This is a genomic window from Agrobacterium salinitolerans, from assembly GCF_002008225.1.
In the GTDB taxonomy this organism is placed as follows: domain Bacteria; phylum Pseudomonadota; class Alphaproteobacteria; order Rhizobiales; family Rhizobiaceae; genus Agrobacterium; species Agrobacterium salinitolerans.
The window spans coordinates 90,151-113,969 of sequence record NZ_MRDH01000003.1; the positions used below are offsets into that span (position 1 = coordinate 90,151).

Sequence of the window (23,819 nt, forward strand, 5' to 3'; positions counted from 1 at the left end):
AGCGTTATCGCATCGGCGCCGCAAGCGAAATCGAATTCTCCATGTTTCCTGAATTCATACGGAGAGCGTCAGCTCCCCCGAGCGGATGCCTCAACGCTGCGAACCGGGATGGCGTCTGTCATCACTTCGGCGAGGAACTCTGTAATCAATGCGGAAACACATTTCGGGTCTTCCCAATGTGGATTGTGGCCATGGCCCGGTAGCGTCACGCTTTGCGCGGTGGGAAACGCCTCGGTGAGTTGCCGCTGATGGGTTTCGTCGAACAGAGGGTCTTCAGAACCGGAAAGGCAAAGTATCGGTGCATTTATTTTGGATGCGCTGTGGTGCAGGTTCGTTTCTCCGAAGGCCTTCAAAACGCCATGCCATGTCGATGCGGGCATATTTGCCGCGTCCCGCTTCATGAAGGAGAGGAATTCGTCGCTAACGGGATGGCAGCAGGAATACCAGTCACTTAGGAAACCGTCGGCCGGCTTGATTGGATCGCGCAGCGCAAGAATATCCCTGGAAAGCCTGCTTTCGGCACCGAAGTCGGGTTCCAGCGTACCCGAGATCAGAGTGAGCGCGCGGATGGAATGGGGCCGCCGGGAGGCCAGTTCGATTGACGTCATCGCACCCATGGAATGGCCAAGCAGAAAGAAGCGCGAGATGCCCATGAGCGTCAGGAAGTGATCTATCGTTTCCGCGAAGTCCGAGACGTGAAAACCGTGACCCAAGGAGGATGCACCGTGGCCGGGTAGGTCAGGAGCAATCAGCCGGTATTCCTGGAAATACGGTTCGAGGACAGAAAAGCTGCGGCTGGTGTCGGAAAACCCGTGCAGCATCAACAGCACCGGGCCGGGGCCGCCGGTGTCTATAAAGGACAGTCGGCGCTTGCGCGGCAACTCTATGTAACGTTTGCGCTTTTCCCAATCGTCAAGATAAACCGACGTCATAGGCCGAGATCCGCCTTGATGGCTGCAAGACCGTTCTGACCGTCAAAGGTGGACACGTCTTTCAACCATGTCTCAAGCCGTTGCGGTTCCGCCTTGAGCGTCTGTGCCGCCGCGTCCTCCGGCGACAGGCCGCCGTTCATGATCAGGTCCATGCCCTTATTTTCGTATTCGACATCAAATTCCAGGTTTTGGAGCAGCTTGGCTACATTGGGGCATTCCTGCGTATACCCTTTGCGGACCTGGGTATCGACGGTGGCCGCACCAAAGTTGGGTCCATAGAATTTGTCGCCGCCCGTCAGATATTTCATGTCGAATTTGCTGTTCATCGGGTGCGGCGCCCAGCCCTGGAAGACGATGAAAGACCTGTTGCGGCTAAAGCGCGCTACCTGGGAAAGCATGCCCTGTTCGCTGGATTCAACGACCTCCCAGTCTTTGAGGCCGAGCGACGGATCGTTGACGGCGTCCAGCATCAACTGGTTCGAACCGGGTTCGATGCCGTAGAGTTTTCTGTCGAACTTGTCGGCAAATTTCTGCAGGTCGGTGAAGTCCCTGACGCCGGCCTCCCAGGCATAGGCCGGCACGGCGAAGGTGTACTTGGCGCCCACGAGGTTGGTGCGGACTTTTTCGACCGATCCATCTTCCTTGTAGGGCTTGTAATAATTGACCATCGCCGGATCCCAGTAACCGAGGAAAACGTCGAGGTCCCTGGTCTTCAGACTGGTGTAGATGACGTCAATTCCGAGCAACTGGCTTTGCGGCTCGTAACCCAAAGCCTTCAAAAGCGTAGTGGCTATACCGGTCGTGAAGGCGAGGTCATTCCACCCTGGTTCGGCCATGCGCACGATTTTGCAGGCTTGCGGATCAGCCGCGAAAGCGGCGCTTTGTCCCGCCGCAATAAATGCCGCCGCCGAAAAAAACTCCACCCATCTTCTCATGAGGCAACCTTTTATCTTAGCGGTTACTAAATTGACCGGTGGGACAATATTTGATCTTTCCGGAAAATTTGTCAATGTGCTTTTGCAAGGAGATCGAAATGCGACTCACTAAAATAAGCGATATTCGCCGCGCCGAACTGAGACGCGCGGCGTTTGAAGTGCTGCAGAAAGAGGGGATGGCGGGGGCGACGCTCGAGAGGGTCGCGGCACAAGCCGGCGCCTCCAAAGGAATCGTGCTGCATTATTTCGCCAGCAAGCAGGAACTGTTCGAACATGCGATGCGGGAGGCCAATTTGAAGTTGGCGGAGGTCGTCGTTGCACGCCTCAAACGCGCCTCCAGTCCTCGTGAAAGACTTGACGCGATTATCGAAGGCAATTTCGACGAGAGCTTTTTCCAGCCATCGATCTGCCATGCCTGGCTTTCACTGTGCGCTGAGATTCCCCGCGAGCCGCAGCTTGCGCGCATCCAGAAGGTGATCCATGCGCGCATGCGCTCGAATCTGCTCTCCGCACTAAGGCATCTCTTGCCGCAAGAGGACTGTGAGCCCGTCGCGCTGGGCATCACCACGCTGATCGACGGGCTATGGCTGCGGTCTGGTCTGCAATCTGGAGGGCTGTCGAGAGAGGAGGCGATGGCCCAAATGCATGACTACCTGTCACACAGATTACCAAACCCGGAATCGGCCGTCTAAGGCTCGCCGTGCCAAAGGCAAGAGCTGTGATGGAACCAGCCTTCGTCTTCCGCATTATTCCGGCATGAAGAAAACGACACGCAAACCATTGAACAGGATGACGATTTTCGTCATTTCGCTTTTTATTCTCGCAGCCGTGGTCGCGGCGGTTTATCTCATCGGCTTCACGCCCGGAGAGGCCTGATCCGGCGGGTCAATGGCCGGCGGGTAAGGTCTTTCGCTTTCTGCCTTCAAGTGCAACGCGCGCCTTGGCGACGGCGAAGCGAATGCCGCGCAACAGGAATCGGCTGGTTTCCAGATAGGCGCGATAGGGCAAAACGGTGAAATAGCGCCAGCGCGGCAGGCGGTAGATGCGCAGATTATTCTGGATCTGGCTCTCCCCGTCCGCATCCTGCGTCGCGCAGAGCGGGTAGAGGAAGGCCGCCTTCAGCCCCGCTAGATATTCCAGATCGAATGCGATGTCATAGGCGAGCCGCATGGGGATCAGCTTCGATATCCATTTTCCGGCGCGGCGGTTGACGAGATAGGCTCCCGATCCTTTTTCCCGTGTGAGCGCAATGGCGAGAGAGCGACCGTTGGAAAGCGGGCGGAACGGAAATTTCCGGCCATTGCTGACCGTCGTGAGCCGTAGCAAATCCCAGTCACCGCCGTTCAACACCGCCTCGTCGATGGCGTTGAGAAAATCATCGTCGAAGACCACGTCATCCTCAAGGATGAGCGCGATATCGGCATCGCCCGCCATGAATTTATTGGCGCAGGCGACATGGCTGAGATAACAGCCGATTTCCGGCGGCGAGGTGCGACGGCCATGCATCAGCATGTAGGAGAGCTCACTGAATTCCGGGATGGGGTAATTCAGTTCCCTGCCATTGACGCCGGGCACACGCTCCGCTTTCAGCCCCATGGCGTCGAGGCGGGCGTTCATGTCGGCAAGGCGCTTTGTAGCGCTGTCCATATTGATCAGGAAAACCGCAAGCTTGCGCTGGCTTTTTGGTAATATATGCAAAGCAGTCCTCGCCCGGTTTTCATGTCTCCATTGCAACTCCTTTATTGCAACAGAATGATGTGGGCTATGGAAAAAGCGGTCCGCGGGCATTCATGGTTGTCGAATCAAACCTTTTCCACAAATCCATCCAGCACGCGCTTCTGGCCGGCGCGATCGAAGTCGATGGTCAGCTTGTTGCCCTCGATGGCGGAAATATTGCCATTGCCGAACTTGATGTGGAAAACGCGGTCGCCGACGAAGAATTTCGAGGGCTTGTCAGCCACGGATTTGGCCACCAGTTCGCCATCTATAGTGCGGGTGCGCGGGCCGCTTTCGCCATAACCGATCCGTTCCACCGCATGGCCGGAGCGGGTGCCCCAATTGTCGCGGGTGGCGTCGCTGCGGTTCTGCTGCGCGCGCTTCCAGCCGGGGGTGGAGTAGTTGTTAGTGAAGGGATCGGCCTTGTCGAAGCGCGACTGGCCGTAGCCGCCACGTCCGCCATAACCGCCGTAATTGCTATCGGATGCCGCGACATCCACATGGGCGGGCGGCAATTCATCGAGGAAACGCGAGGGCAGGGTGGATTGCCACAGCCCGTGAATGCGCCGGTTCGACACGAACCAGATATGGCAGAGTTTCTTGGCACGGGTGATACCGACATAGGCAAGGCGACGTTCTTCCTCAAGACCGGAGCGCCCGCCTTCGTCCAGCGCCCGCTGGTGCGGGAACAGGCCTTCTTCCCAGCCGGGCAGGAAGACGGTGTCGAATTCCAGACCCTTGGCGGAGTGCAGCGTCATGATGGAGACGGCATCGAGATTTTCGTTTTGCTCGGCATCCATCACGAGTGCGACATGCTCGAGGAATCCGCGCATGCTTTCAAAGGCTTCCATCGAGCGGATGAGTTCCTTCAGGTTCTCAAGGCGTCCGGGGGCTTCTGCCGTCTTGTCGGCCTGCCACATGGCGGTATAGCCGCTTTCGTCGAGAATCTGCTCGGCAAGCGTGGTGTGTTCGGTGTTTTCCAAGAGGCCCTGCCAGCGGCGGAAATCCTGCACCACATCGAACAGCGCCTTGCGCGCCTTCGGCTTCAGCTCGTCGGTTTCGATGATATCGGCCGCGGCCGCCAGCATCGGAATATCGCGGGCGCGGGCATAGTCGTGCAGGTTGCGGATGGTCGTGTCACCAAGGCCGCGTTTCGGCGTGTTGACGATCCGCTCGAAGGCCAGATCGTCGGCCGGCTGGCAGACGAGGCGGAAATAGGCCATGGCATCGCGGATTTCGAGACGCTCATAAAAGCGCGGGCCGCCGATGACGCGGTAATTGAGGCCGAGCGTGACGAAACGGTCTTCGAATTCGCGCATCTGGAAGGAAGCGCGAACGAGGATCGCCATGTCGTTCAGCTTGTGGTTCTTGCGCTGTAGCTGTTCGATTTCCTCGCCCACCGCGCGGGCTTCCTCTTCGGAATCCCAGGCTGCGTGCACCACGACCTTTTCATCGTCAGGGCTGCTGCGCTCAGTAAACAGCGTCTTGCCGAGACGGCCCTCGTTGTGGGCGATCAGATGGCCGGCAGCGCCGAGAATATGCTCGGTGGAACGGTAGTTGCGCTCCAGCTTGATCACCTTGGCGCCGGGAAAATCCTTGTCGAAACGCAGGATATTGTCCACTTCCGCACCGCGCCAGCCATAGATCGACTGGTCGTCGTCACCCACGCAGCAGACATTCTGCGGCTCGCCCTTGGCGCGCTGGGCGAGAAGCCTGAGCCACATATATTGCGCCGTATTGGTGTCCTGATATTCGTCCACCAGAATGTAACGGAATTTCTGGTGATACTCCTTCAGAATATCCGTGTGGCGGCGGAAGATACTGATCGGGTGCATCAGAAGGTCGCCGAAGTCGCAGGCGTTCAGCGTTTTCAGGCGGTTCTGATAGGCGGTGTAAAGTTCACGACCTTTGCCATTTGCGAAGGCGCGGCTGTCCCCTTCAGGAATATCCGGCGGCGTCAGGCCCTTGTTCTTCCAGCCGTCGATCATGCCGGCGAACTGTTTTGCCGGCCAGCGCTTGTCATCAAGACCTTCGGCCTGAATGAGCTGCTTGATCAGCCGCACCACGTCGTCCGTATCGAGGATGGTGAAATCCGATTTCAGGCCGACGAGTTCGGCGTGACGCCGCAACAGCTTGACTCCGATGGAGTGGAAGGTGCCGAGCCAGGGCATGCCCTCGACCGCGCCACCGACGAGAACGCCGATACGTTCCTTCATCTCGCGGGCAGCCTTGTTGGTAAAGGTCACGGCAAGAATCTGGCTCGGATAGGCCCGGCCGGTCGCGAGAATATGGGCGATGCGGGTGGTCAGAACGCGGGTCTTGCCGGTGCCGGCGCCGGCGAGGACGAGAACGGGTCCGTCCAGCGTTTCCACGGCATCGCGCTGTTCCGGGTTGAGGCCGGAAAGATAGTCGGGTGCAGCACGCGTCTGATCGCGCGCCGCCATGGCGCGGGCGGCAATGCCAAGCCCGCCGCCGCTTTCCGCACCGGCGTTGTTCGTTGCCCTGCGCGGTGCGGCGGGTTCCTCATCGAAGAACGGCATATCGTCAAAACTGTTGCTCATGCGGCCCAATGTAGTGATTCGGGATATAAAGGCCAGAACCGTGTTCTGCTTTTATTCCGGTATCATCAGTCAAAACGCCCATTCCAAGGCATTTTTTCGCATCACGCCTGTCTGTCGGCGTCGAAAGCGGCGTCAACGGGCACTTGCAGCGCGACCGCAAGCTGGTTGGTCTTGGCGGCAAGCGCGATGACGCGCAGTAAATCGGCATGCTGATCTGTCGTCATGCCCCTGGCTTTGGCGGCGGCCGTGTGGGAATGGGCGCAATAGGAACAGCCATTGGTGACGGAAACGGCAATGTAAAGCATTTCCTTCACGACGGGATCGAGCGCCGAAGGTGTCGCCATCACCGCCTTGACCTCACCCCATGTCTTTTCAAGCAGATCGGCATCGAAGGCGAGGTAGAGCCACATATTGTTGATGAAATCCGATTTGCGGGTGGCGCGGATGTCATCGAACACCGCTTTGACGCGAGGATCGGTTTCCGGGTTTTCGGTCTTCGTCACGGTGCTCATCGCTTACTCCGGTTATGGCGTCTCGGGGGGCAGATTAGCCCAATGGTGGATATTTGCGACAGGAATGCACGGATGGATTGCGGATTGGCTGCTCCGGGCGGCATTTGCGCCCAAATTACAATTACGTAAGGAACGGATTTGTGCGTTGCCTTGCCTTAGCCAAGCGGGAATAGTGTTTCTGTCCCGGAACGAGTGTTCGCGGGAATGCTTTATGCTGCGTGGATCAACCGGAGAAGTATATGCGGGTGTGGAAACAGGTGGGTGTCAGTGTTGCCGTGGTCGGAGCGGGGCTCTGTCTCTGGGGCTTCTATTCGCCCGAAGCCCGCAATCTGCTCGCCAGCATGGGGCTTGGCAAAACGCCTGCCGGGGCGATTGAAGTCGCCGCAACCGGCGGCCCGGCGGCCGGTGCGTCCACAGGGCAGAATGCCGGCGGTGCGCGCCGCAACGGCAGCGCCACACTGGTGGTGACGGCCCCGGTGAAGAAAGGCACGGTCAATGACCGTTTGAACGCCATCGGCAATGGCGAGGCGATCCAGTCGGTTGTCGTCATGCCGCAGGCTTCCGGCACGCTTTCCGAAATTCGCACATCGTCCGGCGCGCGTGTCGTGAAAGGGCAGGTGCTGGCAAGGCTCGACGATGAAGAGCAGGTGATCGAGCGCGACAAGGCGCAGGTGGCACTGCGCAGCGCCGTTGAAAAATCCAATTCCTACAAGAACCTGAAATCCGTTTCCCGCCTCGATGTACTGGATGCGCAGATTGCCGAGGAAGCCGCCAAGCTTGCCTTGAGCACTGCCGAACTCAATCTCAAGCGCCGCGACATCGTTGCGCCGATAGAGGGTGTGGCGGGTATCGTCGCCGCCAATATAGGCGATAACGTCACCACGCAGTCAACCATCGTCAGCATCGACGACCGGTCCGAAATTCTCGTCAATTTCTGGGCTCCTGAGCGGTTCGCAACCGCGATCGAGGTCGGCATGCCGGTAGAGGCGACGTCGATTTCCCGGCCGGGTGAGACCTTCAAGGGTGAGGTCGAGGCCGTCGACAACCGCGTCGACGAGGCGAGCCGCACAATCCGCATCCGGGCGAAGTTCGGCAATGAGAAGGACGAGCTGAGGGCAGGCATGTCCTTCGGCGTCACCATGCGGTTTGCCGGGGAAACCTATGCCTCGGTCGACCCGCTGGCCGTGCAGTGGGATGCGCAAGGCTCCTATGTCTGGCGTGTGGCCGATAATAAATCGAACAAGGTGCGGGTGCAGATCGTGCAGCGCAATCCTGATGCCGTTCTGGTCAAGGCGGAGCTGGCGGATGGTGAGCCTGTCGTGATTGAGGGCCTGCAGCGTGTGCGCGAAGGGGGCGCGGTCCGCGTCGGTAATCAGCCCAAGCCCGAGGAGGTTGCCAGCCAATGACGACCCAGCCGCCCCCGGTTAAGGATTCCAAGCTCACCTTCACGGCATTGTTCGTGCGCCGGCCGATCCTGGCAGCGGTTCTCAACACGCTGCTGGTCGTTGCCGGTCTCGCAGCTCTGGTTGGCGTCGAAGTCCGCGAATTGCCGGATGTCGACCGGCCAATCATCAGTGTCAGGACCACCTATGAGGGGGCGGCGCCCGAGACTATCGATCAGGAAGTGACGCAGACCATTGAAGGTGCGGTGGCGCGGGTCAGTGGCGTGAAGTCCATCTCTTCCAATTCGCAATTCGGCACCAGCCGGGTGACGATGGAATTCGGCGACAATGTCGATCTGGCCGTCGCCGCCAACGATGTGCGCGACGCCATCGGCCGCGTCACCAACCAGTTGCCGGACGATGCCGACGAACCGCAGATCATCAAGGCCGATTCCGACAGCCAGCCGATCATGCGTCTCGCCGTCACCTCGTCCACGCTCAGCATGGAAGACCTGACCAAGCTGGTGGATGACGAGATCATCGACCGTCTGGCCGCTGTCGATGGCGTGGCGGATGTGGAGCTTTACGGCGATCAGGAAAAGGTTTTCCGGGTGGATCTCAATCAGGCGGCATTGGCGAGCCGGGGTCTGACTGTGACGGATGTTTCCAACGCGCTTGCCAGCGCCGCCCTCGATGTGCCGGCGGGATCGCTGAAAAGCACGACGCAGGACATCGTCGTGCGCGCCACGGCCAGCCTGACGACGCCTGAAGACTTCTCCAATCTTCTCATCAAGAACAATATCCGCCTCAGGGATGTCGCAACCGTTATGCTGGGGGCGGACGACCAGTCCACCTCTTTGCGTTCCAACGGCGTGCAGGGCGTCGGCCTCGGCGTCATCCGCCAGGCGCAGTCCAACACGCTCAATATTTCATCCGGTGTCAAGGCGGCCGTCGACGCCATGACGCCTAATCTGCCTGAAGGCACGCACATCGTCGTCACCAGCGATGACGCCGTTTTCATCCAGGGCGCCTTGCATGAAGTCGAGCTGGCGCTCGGGCTCTCGGCGATCATTGTCGTGGTGGTGCTTTATCTCTTCCTGCGTGACTGGCGCGCAACGCTCATTCCCGCGATCACCATGCCGGTGGCGCTGATCGGCACTATCGTCGCCATCTATATGGTTGGTTTCTCGGTCAATATCCTGACGCTTCTCGCCATCGTTCTGGCGACGGGTCTGGTGGTGGACGATGCCATTGTGGTGCTGGAAAATATCGTGCGCCGCCGGACGGAAGGCATGGGGCCGCGTGCCGCCGCCGTTCTGGGCACGCAGGAGGTGTTCTTTGCCGTTCTGGCAACGACGGCGACGCTTGCCGCCGTCTTCATTCCGCTGTCGTTTCTGCCCGGTCAGCTTGGCGGCCTTTTCCGCGAATTCGGTTTTGTCCTGGCCTTCGCCGTCGGCCTTTCCTCCATCGTGGCGCTGACGCTCTGTCCGATGCTCGCCTCACGCATGCTGAAAGAGGGGTTGAAGGAACCGACGGGGCCTTTGGCATGGTTCGGCAATGTCTTTGCCTCCACCTACCGGATGACCCTTGCGGCCTGCCTCAACAATCCGCTGATCGTCATCGTCGTGGCGCTTGGTTTTTCCGCCCTGTCGTGGATCGCCTTCGGCATGATCCAGAACGAATTGACGCCGCGCGAGGACCGCTCTTCGATCATGATGCGGGTCACGGCGCCGCAGGGCGTCAGTCTCGAATATACACGCGACCAGTTGCAGCGGATCGAGGAAAATCTGCAGCCGCTGCGCGATAGTGGGGAAATCCGCAATATCTATTCGATCACCGGCATGAACGGTTCCTCCAATACCGGTTTCATGGTGTTGACGCTGGCGCCCTGGGCCGATCGTGAGCGTACGCAGAACCAGATTGCCGCTGACGTGACCTCCGCCGCCAACGGGGTTCCGGCTTTGCGCGGCAATGCCATGCAGCCGAACAGCCTGCGCATTCGTGGTGCCGGCAACGGCCTGCAAATGGCGATGGTCGGCAGCAATTACGCAGCGCTGACAGAGGCGACGCAGAAGCTGTTGCTTTCGATGGAAGAGAGCGGCCTTTTCGTAACGCCGCGTTTCGATAATGAGCCCAATCAGGCGCAGATATCCGTCTCCATCGACCGCGAGCGCGCGTCCGATCTCGGCATCGACATCACCGGCCTGTCACGGGCGATGCAATCTCTGCTGGAAGGCCGTTCGATTGTGGATGTCTTCGTGGATGGCGACGCGATCCCCGTGCGCCTCCTGTCTTCCACGCGGCCGATCAACGACCCTACCGATCTCGAAAACGTCTTTCTGAAAACCGGCGACGGCAAGATCGTGCCGATGTCGGTGATCGCCACGCTGAAGGAAAATGCGGTTGCGCCGCAGCTCAACCGCGAGCAGCAGCTTCCTTCCGTCGGCTTTACCGCCAACCTGAAGGACGGCGTTTCGCTTGGCGAGGCGCTGCAAAAAGTCAACGAACTTGCGCAATCCGTGATGCCGCCAGGCGCGCGTCTGCTGCCGCTCGGTGAGGCGGCGACGCTGGAGGAAAATTCGAGCGGCATGCTGCTGACCTTCGGTTTCGCTATCGCCATCATCTTCCTCGTACTGGCCGCGCAGTTCGAAAGTGTGCTGAGTTCGATCATCATCATGTCCACGGTGCCGCTGGGTCTTGCCTGCGCTGTCATCGCGCTGCTGGTCACCGGATCGAGCCTCAACGTCTATAGTCAGATCGGTCTCGTGCTGCTCGTCGGCGTCATGGCCAAGAACGGCATTCTCATCGTCGAATTCGCCAACCATCTGCGTGACCAGGGCGCCACCGTGCGCGAAGCCATCGAAAAAGCCACCAGCATCCGCCTGCGCCCGGTCATGATGACAATGATCGCGACCATTTTGGGTGGCGTGCCGCTGGTGCTGGCGCAGGGTGCGGGGGCGGAAGCGCGCATCGCACTCGGCTGGGTCATCGTCGGCGGTCTGGGTTTTGCGACGCTGGTGACGCTTTACATCACCCCGGTATCCTACCTGCTGATTGCACGTTTCGCCAAACCGCAGGCGGATGAGGAAATCCGCCTCCACCGTGAACTGGAACTTGCAGCACGTCGGAAGGCGCTGGAAGAGGACAAGCCGCTGCTTGCTGCGGAGTAAATGGGTGCCGCCAATTACCGTCCGGCGCAATTGCGATGCTGGACAAAGCCTTAACCTTATCCCATACCACCCAACGGAATTTCGTAACGGATCGAGTCCGTTACGGCGGTATCTTGCGGTGGAGATGGACGATGGCGCTGAAAGATGTGGTGGCGGGAAAACGCAACGACGAGGGCATTGCCCTGGCACTGGCGGTACTGAAACAGCAACTGGGTGACAAGCTCCAGACCGGGCAGGCGTTTCGCGAGCAGCATGGCCATACCACCACCTATCTGACCTTGCAGGCGCCTGATGGTGTCGTTTTTGCCGAGAACGCCGATGACGTGAAGGCCGTGGTGAAAGCCTGCGCGCTCTATAAGGTGCCGGTCATTCCTTTCGGTACGGGGTCGTCGCTGGAAGGGCAGGTCAATGCGCCTGATGGCGGAATATGCATCGATTTCAGCCGGATGAATCGCATCATTGAGGTAAACGCCGAAGATCTTGACGTGACGGTGGAACCGGGCGTGACGCGCGAGGACCTGAATGTCTATCTGCGTGATACCGGCCTGTTCTTTCCGATCGATCCGGGTGCCAATGCCTCTATCGGCGGCATGGCCTCGACGCGGGCGTCGGGCACCAATGCGGTGCGTTACGGCACGATGAAGGACAATGTGCTGGCCGTTACCGCCGTTGTTGCCAATGGCGAGGAAATCCGCACGGCACGGCGCGCCCGCAAGTCGTCGGCCGGTTACGATCTGACGCGGCTTTTCGTCGGCGCCGAGGGCACGCTTGGGGTTCTGACCTCGGTTACGCTGCGGTTGCAGGGCATCCCGGAAAAGATCGCGGGTGGCGTCTGCACCTTCGACAGTATTCAGGCGGCCTGTGACGCCGTTATCATGACGATCCAGATGGGTGTTCCGGTTGCGCGCATCGAATTGCTTGATGAAGTGCAGGTGCGGGCCTGCAATGCCTATTCCGGCCTGAACTACGCGGAAAAACCGACGCTGTTCGTGGAGTTCCACGGCACCGAAGAGACGGCGGCCCTGCAATCGCAGCAATTTGCAGAGATCGCGGCGGAATGCGGTGGCGTCGATTTCCGCTGGACCAGCGATGCGGCCGAGCGCAACAAGCTCTGGAAGGCGCGGCACGATGCATACTGGGCTTCCCGCGCGCTTGCGCCGCAGCTCGATGGGCTGTCCACCGATGTCTGCGTGCCGATTTCGCGGCTCGCCGATTGCGTGGTAGAAACGCAGCAGGATATCAAGGAAAACGGTTTTCTCGCACCGATCGTCGGCCATGCGGGCGACGGGAACTTCCACGTCCTCATCCTCTTTGATGGCAAGGACGCGGAAAGCGTGGCGAAAACCGAGGCCTTTGTCGCCCGCCTCAACCGCCGCGCCATCGCCATGGACGGCACCTGCACCGGAGAACACGGCATCGGCCAGGGCAAGATGAGTTTTCTGGCCGAAGAAGCGGGAAATGCACTGAATCTGATGCGTGCCATCAAAACGTCGCTCGATCCCGATAATATCTTCAATCCGGGCAAGTTGTTCCGTCTAGTCTGATCATTCTCATATTTGATTGGTACAAATGGCTGCTTGCCGTTAAGGCAAAAAAGGATAGGTTTGCAGCGTTCGCGAAGGGAGATGCAGGTCAGTGCTCGGACGTATTCTGGTTTTTCTGGGCGGACTGCTGGCCGTGGTGCTTTTTTCGGCGCTGCTTATTCCCTATTTCGTCGACTGGACGGATTTCCGCCGCGATTTCGAGGACCAGGCAAGCCGTATTCTCGGCAAGAAGGTGGTGGTCCATGGGCGCGTCGAAGCCCGTATCCTGCCTTTCCCTTCGGTAACATTGCATGATGTGCGCGCCGGAACGGATGCGGATGGATCGCCGCTCATTCAGGTGGCCCGTTTTTCCATGGATGCGGAGCTTGCGCCTTTCCTTTCCGGCGAGGCGCGTATCTTCGATATGCGGATCGAGGAACCCAAGGCCAAGATAAGGCTGTTGAAAGACGGCACGCTGGACTGGATGCGTGGCAGCCGGGCGGAAATTCCCGCCCGCACCGTGGTTCTGGAAAGCGTACAGATCGAAGGCGGGCAGATAGAATTCATCGACGAGCAATCCGGCCGCAACCGTGTCGTGACCGGCCTCAACGCCGATATGTCCGCCAATTCGCTGGCCGGGCCGTGGAAGGCGGAGGGACGCGCCGCCGTCGACGGGCATCCGGGTTCTTTCTCGCTCTCCAGCAGCGAGCCGGATTATGCCGCCGGCCGAATGGGGCTCAGGGTAAGGCTGTCGCCAGACGAACATCCGGTCGAGGTCGATCTCGACGGCGCGATTGCCGCAACGGCGGGAAAACCAGCCTATAGCGGCTCTTTCTCCTTCAGTTTCCGCGAGGACGAAAAGCAGAAGCAGCAGGCCGGACAATCGCTGTTTTCCTCGCCGCGCACCCGCGGCAATTTCGAACTGACCAATGAAAGCGTGCGCATACCGAGCTACCGTATGGAACTCGGCGGCAGCGAGAATCCCTATGTGGTGACCGGTGAGGCGATGCTCGATACCGGCGCCAAGCCGGAATTCCTGCTGACGGCCGATGGCCAGCAGATCGATGTCGCCCGTTTCGCGCCGCCGGTCTTGCAGACGGGCAAGACCTCACGCCAGCCCACCGTCTCGGTGCGACAGCGCATTGAGGCCTTTGCGGCCATGGTGGCCCGCATTCCGGTGCCGCCGGTGCCGGGCAAGGCCAGCATCAGCCTTCCGGCGCTGGTTTCCGATGACACAACCATTCGCGACATCAGGCTGGATGTGCGCCCGGACGGCAGCGGCTGGCAGGTTGTGAATGCCGTGGCAACCCTGCCGGGCCGGACGCAGCTCGAGGCCAAGGGATCGTTGACGCTTCTCGGCGGCCCCGCTTTCAACGGCAATCTGCTGCTTGCCTCCAACCAGCCTTCGGGTCTGGCGAACTGGCTTTCCGGTTCCGTCGATCCGGCGATCCGCCAGCTCAATGCCGCCGGCTTTTCCGCCGATGTCTCGCTGACCACGCTCAACCAGCGTTTCGACAATCTGGAGCTTGCAGTCGGCGATGCGTCGCTGAGGGGCGCGCTGGAGCGGCGCTCCGACGGCAAGACCTCCAATCTTTCCATTGATCTTGCCGGCAACGAAATCGATCTCGATGCGCTGAAGGCGCTCGGCAGTCTGGCGCTTGGCGATCAGGTCGGCAGTTCCGTTCTCGACCACCGCATTACCGCGAAATTCAAGGCTGACCGGTTCAACATGGCTGGTGTGACCGCCAATCATGTCGAGACCGCCTTCACCATGGCGGGGGGCGTTCTCTCGCTGGAAAACATGACGGCCGGAGACATCGCCGGTGCGGAGGTCAGGGCAGAGGGCGAGCTGCAGGGCTCGCTGCTGAAATATGCGGGCAAGGGCACGGTGAACCTGCATGCGGCGGATATGCAGCCGTTCTTCACCATGCTGCGGCAGAAATTGCCGAACCATCCATTCCTCAGCCGTCTGGCGGCGAGCGCGGCTTGGTACGCCAATTCCGATCTCTCAATGGATGTTTCGGTCAATAGCGAAAAAGGCGGCGCCAATGTCGCCGTTTCCGGCACCGTCAATGGCAGCCGGCTGTCGGCTGTGGCCAAGATGCCGGATTTCCTGTCGATCACCGATGATACCGCCATGTCGCTGGAAGCGGTTCTGAAGAACCAGTCGACGGCTATCCTGTTCGGCCAGGCGGGGCTCGATCCGCTGCCCTTCGATGCGGATGGCGAGGGCCTTCTATCCATCAAGCTCAACGGTACGCTCGGCTCGCCCGCCCAGACGGAACTGCGCTTCTCGACGGAGCGCACGCATTTTTCGATGAACGGTTCATTTGCCGTTTCGTCCGCCAATTTCGGTGAGGGCAGCGCCGACGTGGCGCTCGAAAGCGCTGACATCGAGCCCTATCTCATCATGAACGCCGTCGGTCTGCCGCAGCTTGGTGGCGGCTTGGCGTTGAAGGCAAATGCCAAAGTGGCGGTGGATGGGCAAAAGATCGTGCTTTCCTCTATAGGCGGGCAGGCCGGCGGAAATCCGTTCTCGGGCAACCTCTCTTTCCAGCGCGCCGCGCCCTATCCCGTCACCGGCGATCTTGCGGTCAGAACGGCCGATCTCGCCTGGCTGGGTGACGCGATCTATGGGCCGGTGATCGATCCGGAAACCGGGGCGCTCAACGCCAAACCGCTGGCCATGGCCGCTTTCCCGCAGCTCAAGGCTTCGCTTGCCTTGAAAGCGGAAAGCTTCGAGGCCGGCCCTTTCGGCACGATCACGGGTGTTTCGGCCAAGGTCACGCATGATGCGGGCAGCCTCTCGCTCGACGATGTTGCCGGCACCTTCATGGGCGGCAAGCTGACCGGGCGGCTCGCGATGTCGACGGGTGAGGGTGGGGGCATTTTCCGCACGAAGATCGCGGTGACCGACGCCAATCCGGAGCCGATCCTGTGGGCCAATGCCAACGGTCCTGTTGCGACAGGCCGGGTTGCTATTGATCTCACAGCCGAATCGACCGGCAAAAGCGTCGGTGAAATGCTGAGATCGGCGGGTGGCTCGGGTGAAATCAGGGCCAGCGGGCTCGTGGTGAAGGGGCTTAATCCCGGAGCCTTGCCGCCGATCCTGCAGGCGGCCGATAGTTTGCAGCAGCCGATCGACGCGCCCAAGGTGCGGCCGCTGGTGGACCAAAACCTGTGGCAGGGTGAAATCGGGCTTGGCGATGTGGCCTTGCCGTTCTCGCTGAATGGCGGCGCGCTTCATTTCAAGAATTTGCGTGCGGGGATCGATCCGGTAACGCTGACGGCCGATGCGACCGTCGATCTTGCGGCTTCGACGGTGAACGGCGACCTCGATCTCCTGTTCAATCCCGGCACAGAAACGGTTGCGGGGGCCGAGCCTTCGGTGCGCTTGAATTATAACGGTCCGCTTGCAGCCCCTGCTTTGACGACCGATGTTGCGGCGCTCAGCAATTATCTTTCTCTCCGGGCTTTCGAAAAGGAGCGCCGCCGGGTGGAGGCCATGCAGGCCAGCGTTCTCGAAAAGCAGCGCCTGCGCCGCGAAGTGGCGCTTTATCGCTCTCAGGCGGCCGAGCGGCAGGCCGAGAAAGAACGGGCCGAGGCGGAGGCCAGGGCCAAGGCCGAAGAAGAGGCACGTTTGAAGGCTGCGGCCGAAGAACGTCTGCGTCAGGAAAAGGAGCAGCAGGAGCGGTTGCAACAGCAGCAGCAGGAACAGGAGCCACAGCCGACGCCCGAGCGGCAATCCGCGCCGGTTCTGGTGGTGCCTCCGACGGAAAACGCGATCTGGCAACTGGCGCCTGAAAACGCTCCCGCCACGCCGTAAGCTTGTGGGCAGGGGAAGGCTATCTGCCTTCACATTGAGAAAGTGGGGAAACCGATCCCGGAACGTTGCATCATCCTCGAGCATGAGTCGAGAATTTCACGACAAACTCGCTCCCTTACGGCGGGAACCCGGGAAGGCTTCGTGGTGGATGAGAAAGGTCTGGAAAAACGGTATTTGAATGCAAGGCTACGCAATACGGGAAATGCCTTGCAGCGCACACTAGGCCGCCAATGTTTAATGAATGCTTTCACGGCGTTACGAGTTTTTGGCAGTAATTTTTGTAGTCCCGGGGGACAAATCCGGATAGAGGCATCCACAGGTCGTGATCGATTGCGTGTCTTTACTCACGCCGGAAAACCTCAGCGGGTTTTCAGCCAGTTCAGCACATAAACCCGCAGTGACGAGGACAAATTGCTGTCGGCGGAGCGGTTGTCGTCTATTTCGGCGAGCAGCGCCGCGAAACTGATCTTGCGTCTTTCCGCAATGGTTTTCAGCTCGTCCCAGAAGGCGTCCTCGAGTGAAATGCTGGTGCGGTGACCGTGCAACGTCGCGGAGTGCTTGCGGATCATCAGATCGGTCTCCGGTGAAACCGGTTGGAGGTCTCAATCATGTCTCCCCGGCAAGTCCCTGTTTTTCGATTCTTGTCCGATAGTCCCGAAATCCGCGACGGTCGGCCGACCTGTCAGTCTTTGCCGGTCCCGTCATCGTTTTTTTCGAGCCGCCCCTGATCGAGCGCCCTTTCGGCCTTTTCGTTCAGGGCCGAGGTGAGATTTTTTTCGGTCTTGGTGCGGCCGAAGGACAGGCGGTTCTGTTCCGCCTGCTTTTCTTTTTCGCTACGGGCTTTCTGTTTCCGAAACTGTCGCAGATTGACGATATCGGCCGCCATGGGGATATGTCTCCTCGGGTTTCGTAAGCTCGGCGTAAAAGCCGTTATTGCTTTTTGCGGAAGGCATCCAGCGAAACGACCGAGCCTTCCTTCTTTTCCTCGCCGGATTTGGGCGTCTCGGAAGCGGCAGCGGGCTTTGCTTCATGGGAAACGGGATAAGCGGTGATCTCCGCGTCTTCGATTTCCGCCTCTTCGGCCAGAGGCACGTCGAATTCGAGCTCGAAATTGACGGAAGGATCGTAGAAACCGCGAATGGCGTTATAGGGAACGACCAGTTTTTCCGGCGTATCCGAGAAGGACAGGCCGATTTCGAAGCCGGTTTCGGTGACTTTCAGGTCCCAGAACTGATGCTGGATAACGATAGTCATCTGCTCGGCATATTTCGCCTTGAGGTGCTGGGAAATCCGCACCCCCGGCGCACCGGTCAGAAAGGTGATGAAGAAGTGGTGGTCGCCGGGCAGACGGCCGGTTGCGGCCACTTCACCCAAAACCTTACGAATAACGCCGCGAAGGGCATCCTGTGCGAGAATGTCGTAACGGATATGATCCTGCCCCATGCGGTCCTGTCTTTCCCTTATTCGAACGTCTTTTCATGTGCGGCGCGGCCTGCGCGCCAAGGACGCTGTAACACTTTGAATCTTCGCGTAATCATTGAGTCGGGACCATTTCCGATCCTGACGCTTACGCGTTGCCCAAGTATACGCAATGTCCCGAACGGCAGCAACGGAAAAGCCGACGCCGTTCGCAAGTCAGCTATCATATAACCAATTCAGGCAAAATGGAGAAGGTGGAGGTTTCTGTTGCCAGGTACCTCCGAACCCCGCCTTACGGGGCTAACCGTAAGGACTTTAGAGCGGAATTCCCGCACCGCCATTAGGCAGCGAGAGCATATTCCTTAGCGTTGTTGTCGTTTGCAACTACACTTGTGACCCGATAACGGCGGTATCATGCCGAGCAAAAGTTCGATCTTTACGCCCTTGTCGATCCTATTTCGCCCCCATCAAAAGCCGGCCTTCATTTCATGAAAGTCCGCCGGTTTTTGGTGGAGGCGCCGGGTACCGCCCCCGGGTCCAATAGGTTTATTACACCGACCGTTTATCGCCATAGCCGGGTTGCCCCGGCAAGGCTCATATAGGCGTTTCGACCGCCTGAGAAAAGGGGGGGTGATGACAATTCCATGAAAAGGTTTCGTGATTGCCGCCCGCACTTTAGACAATTCTTGACGACGAGAGATTGCTGTCCCATTCTCCATGCAACCGGTCAGCAGAAGCAACGTGGCGCCGGGGACACACGAAGGAGTGGACATGACTGACTATCTCGCAGATGTGAAGAAATACGACGCAGCAGCCGACGAAGCCGTGGTCGGCAAGATCGTCAAGCATCTCGGCATTGCCCTGCGCAATCGGGATTCCTCGCTGGTGTCCGCTTCCGATCCGGAAGAGCTTGCACGGGTGAAGGCGAGCTGGTGCGGCAAGAAGCTCGGCGTGACCGACGGTACGGCCGATCAGGCAATCGATGCTGTCGCCAAGGCCATGGCTGCGGACCGCTCCAAGTCGCGCGTGACCTTTTATTATCTGGTCGCCAAGGAACTCGGGAAACTGCAATCCCTCTGATTTTTCGTGAAAGGCGGGGATAAGCGTTTCCCCGATGATTGGTTCTGCCGCCCTGTGCTATTATATTCCCTCGATATCAGGGAATCGGCGGCAGAACGCATGAAACAATATCTCGATCTTCTCCGGCACGTCATGGAAACGGGCTCCGACCGTGGAGACCGCACCGGCACGGGCACGCGCTCGGTGTTCGGTTACCAGATGCGTTTTGATCTTGCGCAAGGTTTTCCGGTTCTCACCACCAAGAAACTGCATCTGCGCTCCATCATTCATGAACTGCTGTGGTTCCTGAAGGGCGACACCAATATCGCCTATCTCAAGGAAAACGGCGTTTCCATCTGGGATGAATGGGCTGACGAAAACGGCGATCTCGGTCCGGTCTATGGCGCGCAGTGGCGCTCCTGGCCGGCGCCTGACGGGCGCCATATCGACCAGATCGCGCTTCTGATCGAGGCTCTGAAAACCAATCCGAACTCCCGCCGTCACATCGTTTCGGCCTGGAACCCGGCGTTGGTGGACGACATGGCGCTGCCGCCCTGCCATTGCCTGTTCCAGTTCTATGTTTCCGATGGAAAGCTGTCCTGCCAGCTTTATCAGCGTTCGGCCGACATTTTTCTCGGCGTGCCGTTCAACATCGCGTCCTATGCGCTGCTGACGCTGATGGTGGCGCAGGTCACCGGCCTGAAGCCGGGCGATTTCGTCCATACGCTCGGCGATGCGCATATCTATGCCAATCATTTCGAACAGGCGAGGCTGCAGATGACGCGTACGCCCAAGGCGCTGCCGACGATGCGACTCAATCCGGATGTGAAGGACCTTTTCGCCTTTAAGTTCGAAGACTTTACGCTGGAAAACTACGAGGCCGATTCAAGCATAAAGGCGCCGATCGCGGTATGAGCGAGCCGCGCGTCACCATCATCGTCGCGGTATCCGAAAACGGCGTCATTGGCCGCGACCTCGACATGCCGTGGAAACTCTCCACCGACCTCAAGCGCTTCAAGGCGACGACGATGGGCAAGCCGCTCATCATGGGGCGCAAGACGTTTTTATCCGTCGGCGAGCGTCCATTGCCGGGTCGCCCGCATATCATCGTCAGCCGCAATGCCGATTACCGACCACAAGGTGTCGATGTCGTCTCGTCGCTGGATGAGGCCATCAGGCTTGCAAAGACGAAGGCTTCGGAACTGGGCGTGGACGAGGTTTTTGTCGCCGGCGGCGGTGAGATTTACCGTCAGGCCATGCCCTTTGCCGATCAACTTTCCGTCACCCATGTGGCGGTAAAACTCGATGGCGACACTTTTTTTCCGGAAATCGATCCCGCCGTTTTTGAGAAAACCGAGGAAATCCCCGCTCCTGCGGGGGAAAAGGACAATTATCCGGTTCTGTTTATCACTTATGTGCGAAGAGCCGCGGCAAAGTGAACTATTTACCCGGATCGGGTATTTAGTTACCACCTCTGCGTTGAAACGGACGCTTCTCCTTCCTATAACGGGTCCATATTCCCGCCGCACGCGAGCAATCGCTTTCGAACGGAACCGGGAGAGGCTTTTATAAAGAGGTATTGATGCCCTGGAGCAATCAGAATGGCGGCGGTGGCCCTTGGGGCGGCGGCGGTGGAGGAAACAACCAGGGCGGCGGCGGCGGCCCTTGGGGGCAGGGGCCTAACCGGCCTCGCGGCGGCGGCGGTGGCAATGGCGGCCCGCCCGATCTCGAAGAGATCATCCGGCGCAGCCAAGACCGTTTCAAGAATGTGTTGCCCGGCGGCTTCAACGGCGGCGCAATCGCCATTGTGGTTCTCGTCGTGCTGGTTTTTCTCGGCATCCAGTCCATCTATACCGTCCAGCCGGATGAGCGCGGTGTGGAACTGCGTTTCGGACGTCCCAAGGACGAAATCTCGATGCCCGGCCTGCATTTCCATCTGTGGCCGATCGAGACGGTGGAAATCGTCAAGGTCACGGAACAGCAGCAGAATATCGGCTCGCGCGCCTCGTCGTCTTCGTCGAGCGGCGTGATGCTGACGGGCGACCAGAACATCGTCAACGTGCAGTTCTCAGTGCTCTATACGGTTTCAGATCCGAAATCCTATCTCTTCAACGTCGACAGCCCGGCCGAAACGCTGCAGCAGGTTTCCGAGAGCGCCATGCGTGAAGTCGTCGGTCGTCGTCCGGCACAGGACATTTTCCGCGACAACCGCCAGGCAATCGCTTCTGACGTGCGCAGCATCATCCAGTCCACCATGGACGGTTATGGTGCCGGCATCTCCATCAATGCCGTGGCCATTGAAGATGCGGCGCCGCCGCGCGAAGTGGCCGATGCCTTCGACGAAGTGCAGCGTGCCGAACAGGACGAAGACCGTTTCGTTCAGGAAGCCAACCAATACGCCAACCAGAAGCTTGGTGCCGCCCGCGGTCAGGCCGCGCAGATCCTCGAAGAGGCGAACGCTTACAAATCGCGCGTCGTCAACGAGGCACAGGGTGAGGCGCAGCGCTTCATTTCCATCTACGACCAGTATCGCACGGCGCCTGACGTGACCCGTCAGCGTATGTTCCTGGAAACGATGGAGCAGGTTCTGAAGGGCTCCAACAAGATCATCATCGACGAGAAACAGGGCGTGGTGCCTTATCTGCCTCTGAACGAGATCATGCGCAACAATCCGGGCGCAGCACAGCAGGGAGGCAACTGATATGGGTAACCGTCTTACGGCCGTTCTTGTCGGTCTCGCCGTCCTGCTTTTCCTCGGTTATTCGTCGATCTTCGTGGTCAACGAGCGCCAGCAGGCCATTGTCGTCCGCTTCGGTCAAATCCAGGACGTGAAAACATCACCTGGCCTGTATTTCAAGCTGCCCTTCGCCTTCATGGATGCCGACCGGGTGCAATATGTCGAGAACCGGGCGCTGCGCTTCGATCACGACAATATCCGTGTTCAGGTTTCCGGCGGCAAATTCTACGAGGTCGATGCCTTTGTGGTCTATCGCATCACGGATGCACGCCGCTTCCGGCAGACGGTCTCGGGTGACCAGATGTCGGCGGAATCGCGCCTGCGCACCCGTCTCGATGCGTCGCTGCGCCGGGTCTACGGTCTGCGCGGCTTCGAATCGGCGCTTTCGGATGCGCGTGCGTCGATGATGCAGGAAGTGCGTGACGATCTGCGTCCCGATGCGGAATCGCTCGGCATCAGCATCGTCGATGTCCGCATCCGTCGCACGGACCTCACGCAGGAAGTCTCGCAGCAGACCTTCGAGCGCATGAAATCGGAACGTTTGGCTGAAGCCGAACTGATCCGTGCCCGCGGTAACGAAGAAGCACAGCGCCGCCGTGCCATCGCCGACCGTCAGGTCGTCGAATTCGAGTCGGACGCCCGCCGTCAGTCCGAAGTGCTGCGCGGTGAAGGCGATGCCGAACGCAACAAGGTGTTCGGCGAGGCTTTCCAGCGCGATCCCAGCTTCTTCGAGTTCTATCGCTCCATGTCTGCCTACGCCAATGCGTTGAACGGCACCGGCACGACGCTGGTCCTGTCCCCGGATTCGACCTTCTTCCGTTATTTCAACAATATCGACGGTGCGGCACCTGCCGCTCCCGCCGCGCCTGCGCCAGCGCCGGCGAACTGATAACGGATCAACTGATTTTGGAGGGGCCGGTTTTTACCGGCCCTTTCTTTTTGAGCGTGTGCACTCTGAAATTCATAAAATTGTGGGTCAACGACACTAATCTTCGGTTTTCACAATCTGGAAGAACGGAAGATGCTGCGCGCGCTTCAGCATGATATAGACAGTTACTCAGTCGCCCTTGTTTTCGCCGTACTTGGCTTCGCAGCCTTTTCATTGATGGACGCTGTTTCCAAAACTCTCAGCAGTTCACACTCTCTTCCTCAAGTGCTTTTTTTCTCCGGTGTTTTTGCCGTCATTTTCAGCTTGTTGCTTTCCAAGCCGTTGGGAGGCTTTAAGATTCACTCGGCAAAGGGATGGGCAGTGGTGTCCACGCGGGGTGTCATGTCCGCTGGCATGATATGGCTGACACTATATGCGATTTCGCGTATGTCGATTGCGGACGTTTATTCGATCCGCTTTACGAGCCCTATCATCACGATATTGCTGGCTTTGGTGTTTTTGAGAGAGCGTCCCATCAGCCTTCAATGGTTTTCTGCTTTTCTGGGTCTTGCAGGTGTCCTGATCGTTCTTCAGCCGAGTGGCGTGATGGACAGCCTGGCCGTTATCATGGCCTTTGCTGCCGCTTTGGCGCAATCCGCATCGACAGTTATGGTGAGGCGGTGGAGGGCCCAGTCAACGCCGCTGGCAGATACCATGCTGCCTGTCGTCACCCTGGTTCTCATCACCGGAGCCCTTTTACCCGAACGCTTTATTGCACCGACACCGATTGAGTGGCTGTTCTATGTTGGGGCAGGTGCTTTGCTTGCAGTGGGAAGACTATGCCTGACGCTTTCGATTCGAATGGCGCAGTCCTCTTTCATCGCGCCGGTTCAATATACCCAACTGTTCTGGAGTTTATTATTCGGCTACCTATTCTTCTCCGCGCAGCCGACACTGGTGTTGTGGCTGGGTTACGTTCTTGTTCTCGCAAGTGGTGTTGTTGGGGTGATGGCGAGCCGGAAGGCGTCGTCCGAGCGATAGTGTTCCCATATTTTCAGTGTTCTCTCCTGGAAATGATCACAATTGACAATAGGTGTTTGCCTCGCTCACGCTTTTCTGTACGGCTTTGAGGCGCGCGAAGAGGTTCCGGAATCAATTGCCTGTTCACGAAAAGGTATT

At 59.1% G+C, this 23,819-nt stretch carries 19 protein-coding genes and 1 other RNA gene; 11 read left to right on the top strand and 9 right to left on the bottom strand.

Translation table 11 applies throughout. The features are described from left to right. Window positions 1–68: 68 nt before the first annotated feature. Together BS627_RS02290 and BS627_RS02295 are read right to left on the bottom strand one after the other, a co-directional pair. Window positions 69–932 (bottom strand): alpha/beta fold hydrolase, encoded by an 864-nt coding sequence (locus tag BS627_RS02290; protein WP_077981699.1) that lies wholly within the window; start codon window positions 930–932, stop codon window positions 69–71. Then, on the bottom strand, window positions 929–1,867 hold the full coding sequence (locus BS627_RS02295) for a choline ABC transporter substrate-binding protein (RefSeq protein ID WP_165691107.1): 939 nt from the start codon (window positions 1,865–1,867) through the stop codon (window positions 929–931). The genes BS627_RS02290 and BS627_RS02295 overlap by 4 nt, the downstream gene beginning before the upstream one ends. Window positions 1,868–1,965: 98 nt before the next feature. Between BS627_RS02295 and betI the strand changes: the two genes are divergently transcribed. Beyond that, entirely contained in the window at window positions 1,966–2,559 is a 594-nt protein-coding gene (gene betI, locus BS627_RS02300) for a choline-binding transcriptional repressor BetI (protein ID WP_077981774.1), read from the top strand. Window positions 2,560–2,752: 193 nt separating this feature from the next. Here the strand turns inward: betI and BS627_RS02305 are convergent, their stop codons facing one another. The 3 genes from BS627_RS02305 to BS627_RS02315 all read right to left on the bottom strand — a co-directional run bounded on the left by BS627_RS02305 (window position 2,753) and on the right by BS627_RS02315 (window position 6,656). Continuing rightward, window positions 2,753–3,565, bottom strand: a complete 813-nt coding sequence (locus tag BS627_RS02305) for a glycosyltransferase family 25 protein (protein WP_077981700.1) — start codon at window positions 3,563–3,565, stop codon at window positions 2,753–2,755. Between the two features lie 104 nt (window positions 3,566–3,669). After that, window positions 3,670–6,144, bottom strand: coding sequence for an ATP-dependent helicase (locus BS627_RS02310; protein ID WP_077981701.1), 2,475 nt, complete (start codon window positions 6,142–6,144; stop codon window positions 3,670–3,672). A 101-nt stretch (window positions 6,145–6,245) separates the two neighbouring features. Beyond that, window positions 6,246–6,656, bottom strand: coding sequence for a carboxymuconolactone decarboxylase family protein (locus tag BS627_RS02315; protein WP_077981702.1), 411 nt, complete (start codon window positions 6,654–6,656; stop codon window positions 6,246–6,248). A 239-nt stretch (window positions 6,657–6,895) separates the two neighbouring features. Between BS627_RS02315 and BS627_RS02320 the strand changes: the two genes are divergently transcribed. The 4 genes from BS627_RS02320 to BS627_RS02335 all read left to right on the top strand — a co-directional run bounded on the left by BS627_RS02320 (window position 6,896) and on the right by BS627_RS02335 (window position 16,557). Next, window positions 6,896–8,062, top strand: a complete 1,167-nt coding sequence (locus BS627_RS02320) for an efflux RND transporter periplasmic adaptor subunit (RefSeq protein WP_077981703.1) — start codon at window positions 6,896–6,898, stop codon at window positions 8,060–8,062. Then, the gene (locus tag BS627_RS02325) at window positions 8,059–11,208 is read left to right on the top strand and encodes an efflux RND transporter permease subunit (protein WP_077981704.1); all 3,150 of its coding nucleotides are present in this window, start codon (window positions 8,059–8,061) and stop codon (window positions 11,206–11,208) included. The genes BS627_RS02320 and BS627_RS02325 overlap by 4 nt, the downstream gene beginning before the upstream one ends. A gap of 131 nt (window positions 11,209–11,339) precedes the next feature. Continuing rightward, window positions 11,340–12,752 carry an FAD-binding oxidoreductase gene (locus tag BS627_RS02330; RefSeq protein WP_077981705.1) on the top strand — a complete coding sequence of 471 codons (1,413 nt, stop codon included), beginning with the start codon at window positions 11,340–11,342 and terminating at the stop codon, window positions 12,750–12,752. 91 nt (window positions 12,753–12,843) lie between these two features. Next, window positions 12,844–16,557 carry an AsmA family protein gene (locus BS627_RS02335; protein WP_077981706.1) on the top strand — a complete coding sequence of 1,238 codons (3,714 nt, stop codon included), beginning with the start codon at window positions 12,844–12,846 and terminating at the stop codon, window positions 16,555–16,557. 359 nt (window positions 16,558–16,916) lie between these two features. Here BS627_RS02335 and BS627_RS02340 read toward each other — a convergent pair whose 3' ends face one another. From BS627_RS02340 to ssrA, 4 genes are all read right to left on the bottom strand, one after another. Continuing rightward, complete coding sequence (locus BS627_RS02340) at window positions 16,917–17,126, bottom strand: ribbon-helix-helix domain-containing protein (RefSeq protein WP_003522362.1); 210 nt, start codon at window positions 17,124–17,126, stop codon at window positions 16,917–16,919. A gap of 113 nt (window positions 17,127–17,239) precedes the next feature. Further along, a complete protein-coding gene (locus tag BS627_RS02345; RefSeq protein ID WP_077981707.1) occupies window positions 17,240–17,443 on the bottom strand; it encodes a DUF4169 family protein in 204 nt (67 codons plus the stop codon). 44 nt (window positions 17,444–17,487) lie between these two features. Next, window positions 17,488–18,000, bottom strand: coding sequence for an SspB family protein (locus tag BS627_RS02350; protein WP_077981708.1), 513 nt, complete (start codon window positions 17,998–18,000; stop codon window positions 17,488–17,490). Window positions 18,001–18,229: 229 nt separating this feature from the next. Then, window positions 18,230–18,604: a transfer-messenger RNA gene (ssrA, locus tag BS627_RS02355) on the bottom strand. Window positions 18,605–18,747: 143 nt separating this feature from the next. Here ssrA and BS627_RS02360 point away from each other — a divergent pair. From BS627_RS02360 to BS627_RS02385, 6 genes are all read left to right on the top strand, one after another. After that, window positions 18,748–19,056 carry a DUF2853 family protein gene (locus BS627_RS02360; RefSeq protein WP_003522365.1) on the top strand — a complete coding sequence of 103 codons (309 nt, stop codon included), beginning with the start codon at window positions 18,748–18,750 and terminating at the stop codon, window positions 19,054–19,056. A gap of 99 nt (window positions 19,057–19,155) precedes the next feature. Continuing rightward, the gene (locus BS627_RS02365; RefSeq protein WP_077981709.1) at window positions 19,156–19,950 is read left to right on the top strand and encodes a thymidylate synthase; all 795 of its coding nucleotides are present in this window, start codon (window positions 19,156–19,158) and stop codon (window positions 19,948–19,950) included. Then, window positions 19,947–20,474, top strand: a complete 528-nt coding sequence (locus tag BS627_RS02370) for a dihydrofolate reductase (protein ID WP_077981710.1) — start codon at window positions 19,947–19,949, stop codon at window positions 20,472–20,474. The genes BS627_RS02365 and BS627_RS02370 overlap by 4 nt, the downstream gene beginning before the upstream one ends. Window positions 20,475–20,617: 143 nt before the next feature. Further along, window positions 20,618–21,736 (top strand): FtsH protease activity modulator HflK, encoded by a 1,119-nt coding sequence (gene hflK, locus BS627_RS02375; RefSeq protein WP_077981711.1) that lies wholly within the window; start codon window positions 20,618–20,620, stop codon window positions 21,734–21,736. 1 nt (window position 21,737) lies between these two features. Next, window positions 21,738–22,661, top strand: coding sequence for a protease modulator HflC (hflC, locus tag BS627_RS02380; protein WP_077981712.1), 924 nt, complete (start codon window positions 21,738–21,740; stop codon window positions 22,659–22,661). A 132-nt stretch (window positions 22,662–22,793) separates the two neighbouring features. After that, window positions 22,794–23,681: a DMT family transporter gene (locus BS627_RS02385; RefSeq protein WP_077981713.1), complete on the top strand. Its 888-nt coding sequence runs from the start codon at window positions 22,794–22,796 to the stop codon at window positions 23,679–23,681. The last annotated feature ends 138 nt before the right edge of the window (window positions 23,682–23,819 follow it).

Coding starts and splice junctions, on each gene's coding strand:
- BS627_RS02290 (WP_077981699.1), bottom strand. CDS start 932: ATGACGTCGGTTTATCTTGACGATTGGGAAAAGCGCAAACGTTACATA.
- BS627_RS02295 (WP_165691107.1), bottom strand. CDS start 1,867: ATGAGAAGATGGGTGGAGTTTTTTTCGGCGGCGGCATTTATTGCGGCG.
- betI (WP_077981774.1), top strand. CDS start 1,966: ATGCGACTCACTAAAATAAGCGATATTCGCCGCGCCGAACTGAGACGC.
- BS627_RS02310 (WP_077981701.1), bottom strand. CDS start 6,144: ATGAGCAACAGTTTTGACGATATGCCGTTCTTCGATGAGGAACCCGCC.
- BS627_RS02315 (WP_077981702.1), bottom strand. CDS start 6,656: ATGAGCACCGTGACGAAGACCGAAAACCCGGAAACCGATCCTCGCGTC.
- BS627_RS02320 (WP_077981703.1), top strand. CDS start 6,896: ATGCGGGTGTGGAAACAGGTGGGTGTCAGTGTTGCCGTGGTCGGAGCG.
- BS627_RS02325 (WP_077981704.1), top strand. CDS start 8,059: ATGACGACCCAGCCGCCCCCGGTTAAGGATTCCAAGCTCACCTTCACG.
- BS627_RS02330 (WP_077981705.1), top strand. CDS start 11,340: ATGGCGCTGAAAGATGTGGTGGCGGGAAAACGCAACGACGAGGGCATT.
- BS627_RS02340 (WP_003522362.1), bottom strand. CDS start 17,126: ATGATCCGCAAGCACTCCGCGACGTTGCACGGTCACCGCACCAGCATT.
- BS627_RS02345 (WP_077981707.1), bottom strand. CDS start 17,443: ATGGCGGCCGATATCGTCAATCTGCGACAGTTTCGGAAACAGAAAGCC.
- BS627_RS02350 (WP_077981708.1), bottom strand. CDS start 18,000: ATGGGGCAGGATCATATCCGTTACGACATTCTCGCACAGGATGCCCTT.
- BS627_RS02360 (WP_003522365.1), top strand. CDS start 18,748: ATGACTGACTATCTCGCAGATGTGAAGAAATACGACGCAGCAGCCGAC.
- BS627_RS02365 (WP_077981709.1), top strand. CDS start 19,156: ATGAAACAATATCTCGATCTTCTCCGGCACGTCATGGAAACGGGCTCC.
- BS627_RS02370 (WP_077981710.1), top strand. CDS start 19,947: ATGAGCGAGCCGCGCGTCACCATCATCGTCGCGGTATCCGAAAACGGC.
- hflK (WP_077981711.1), top strand. CDS start 20,618: ATGCCCTGGAGCAATCAGAATGGCGGCGGTGGCCCTTGGGGCGGCGGC.
- hflC (WP_077981712.1), top strand. CDS start 21,738: ATGGGTAACCGTCTTACGGCCGTTCTTGTCGGTCTCGCCGTCCTGCTT.
- BS627_RS02385 (WP_077981713.1), top strand. CDS start 22,794: ATGCTGCGCGCGCTTCAGCATGATATAGACAGTTACTCAGTCGCCCTT.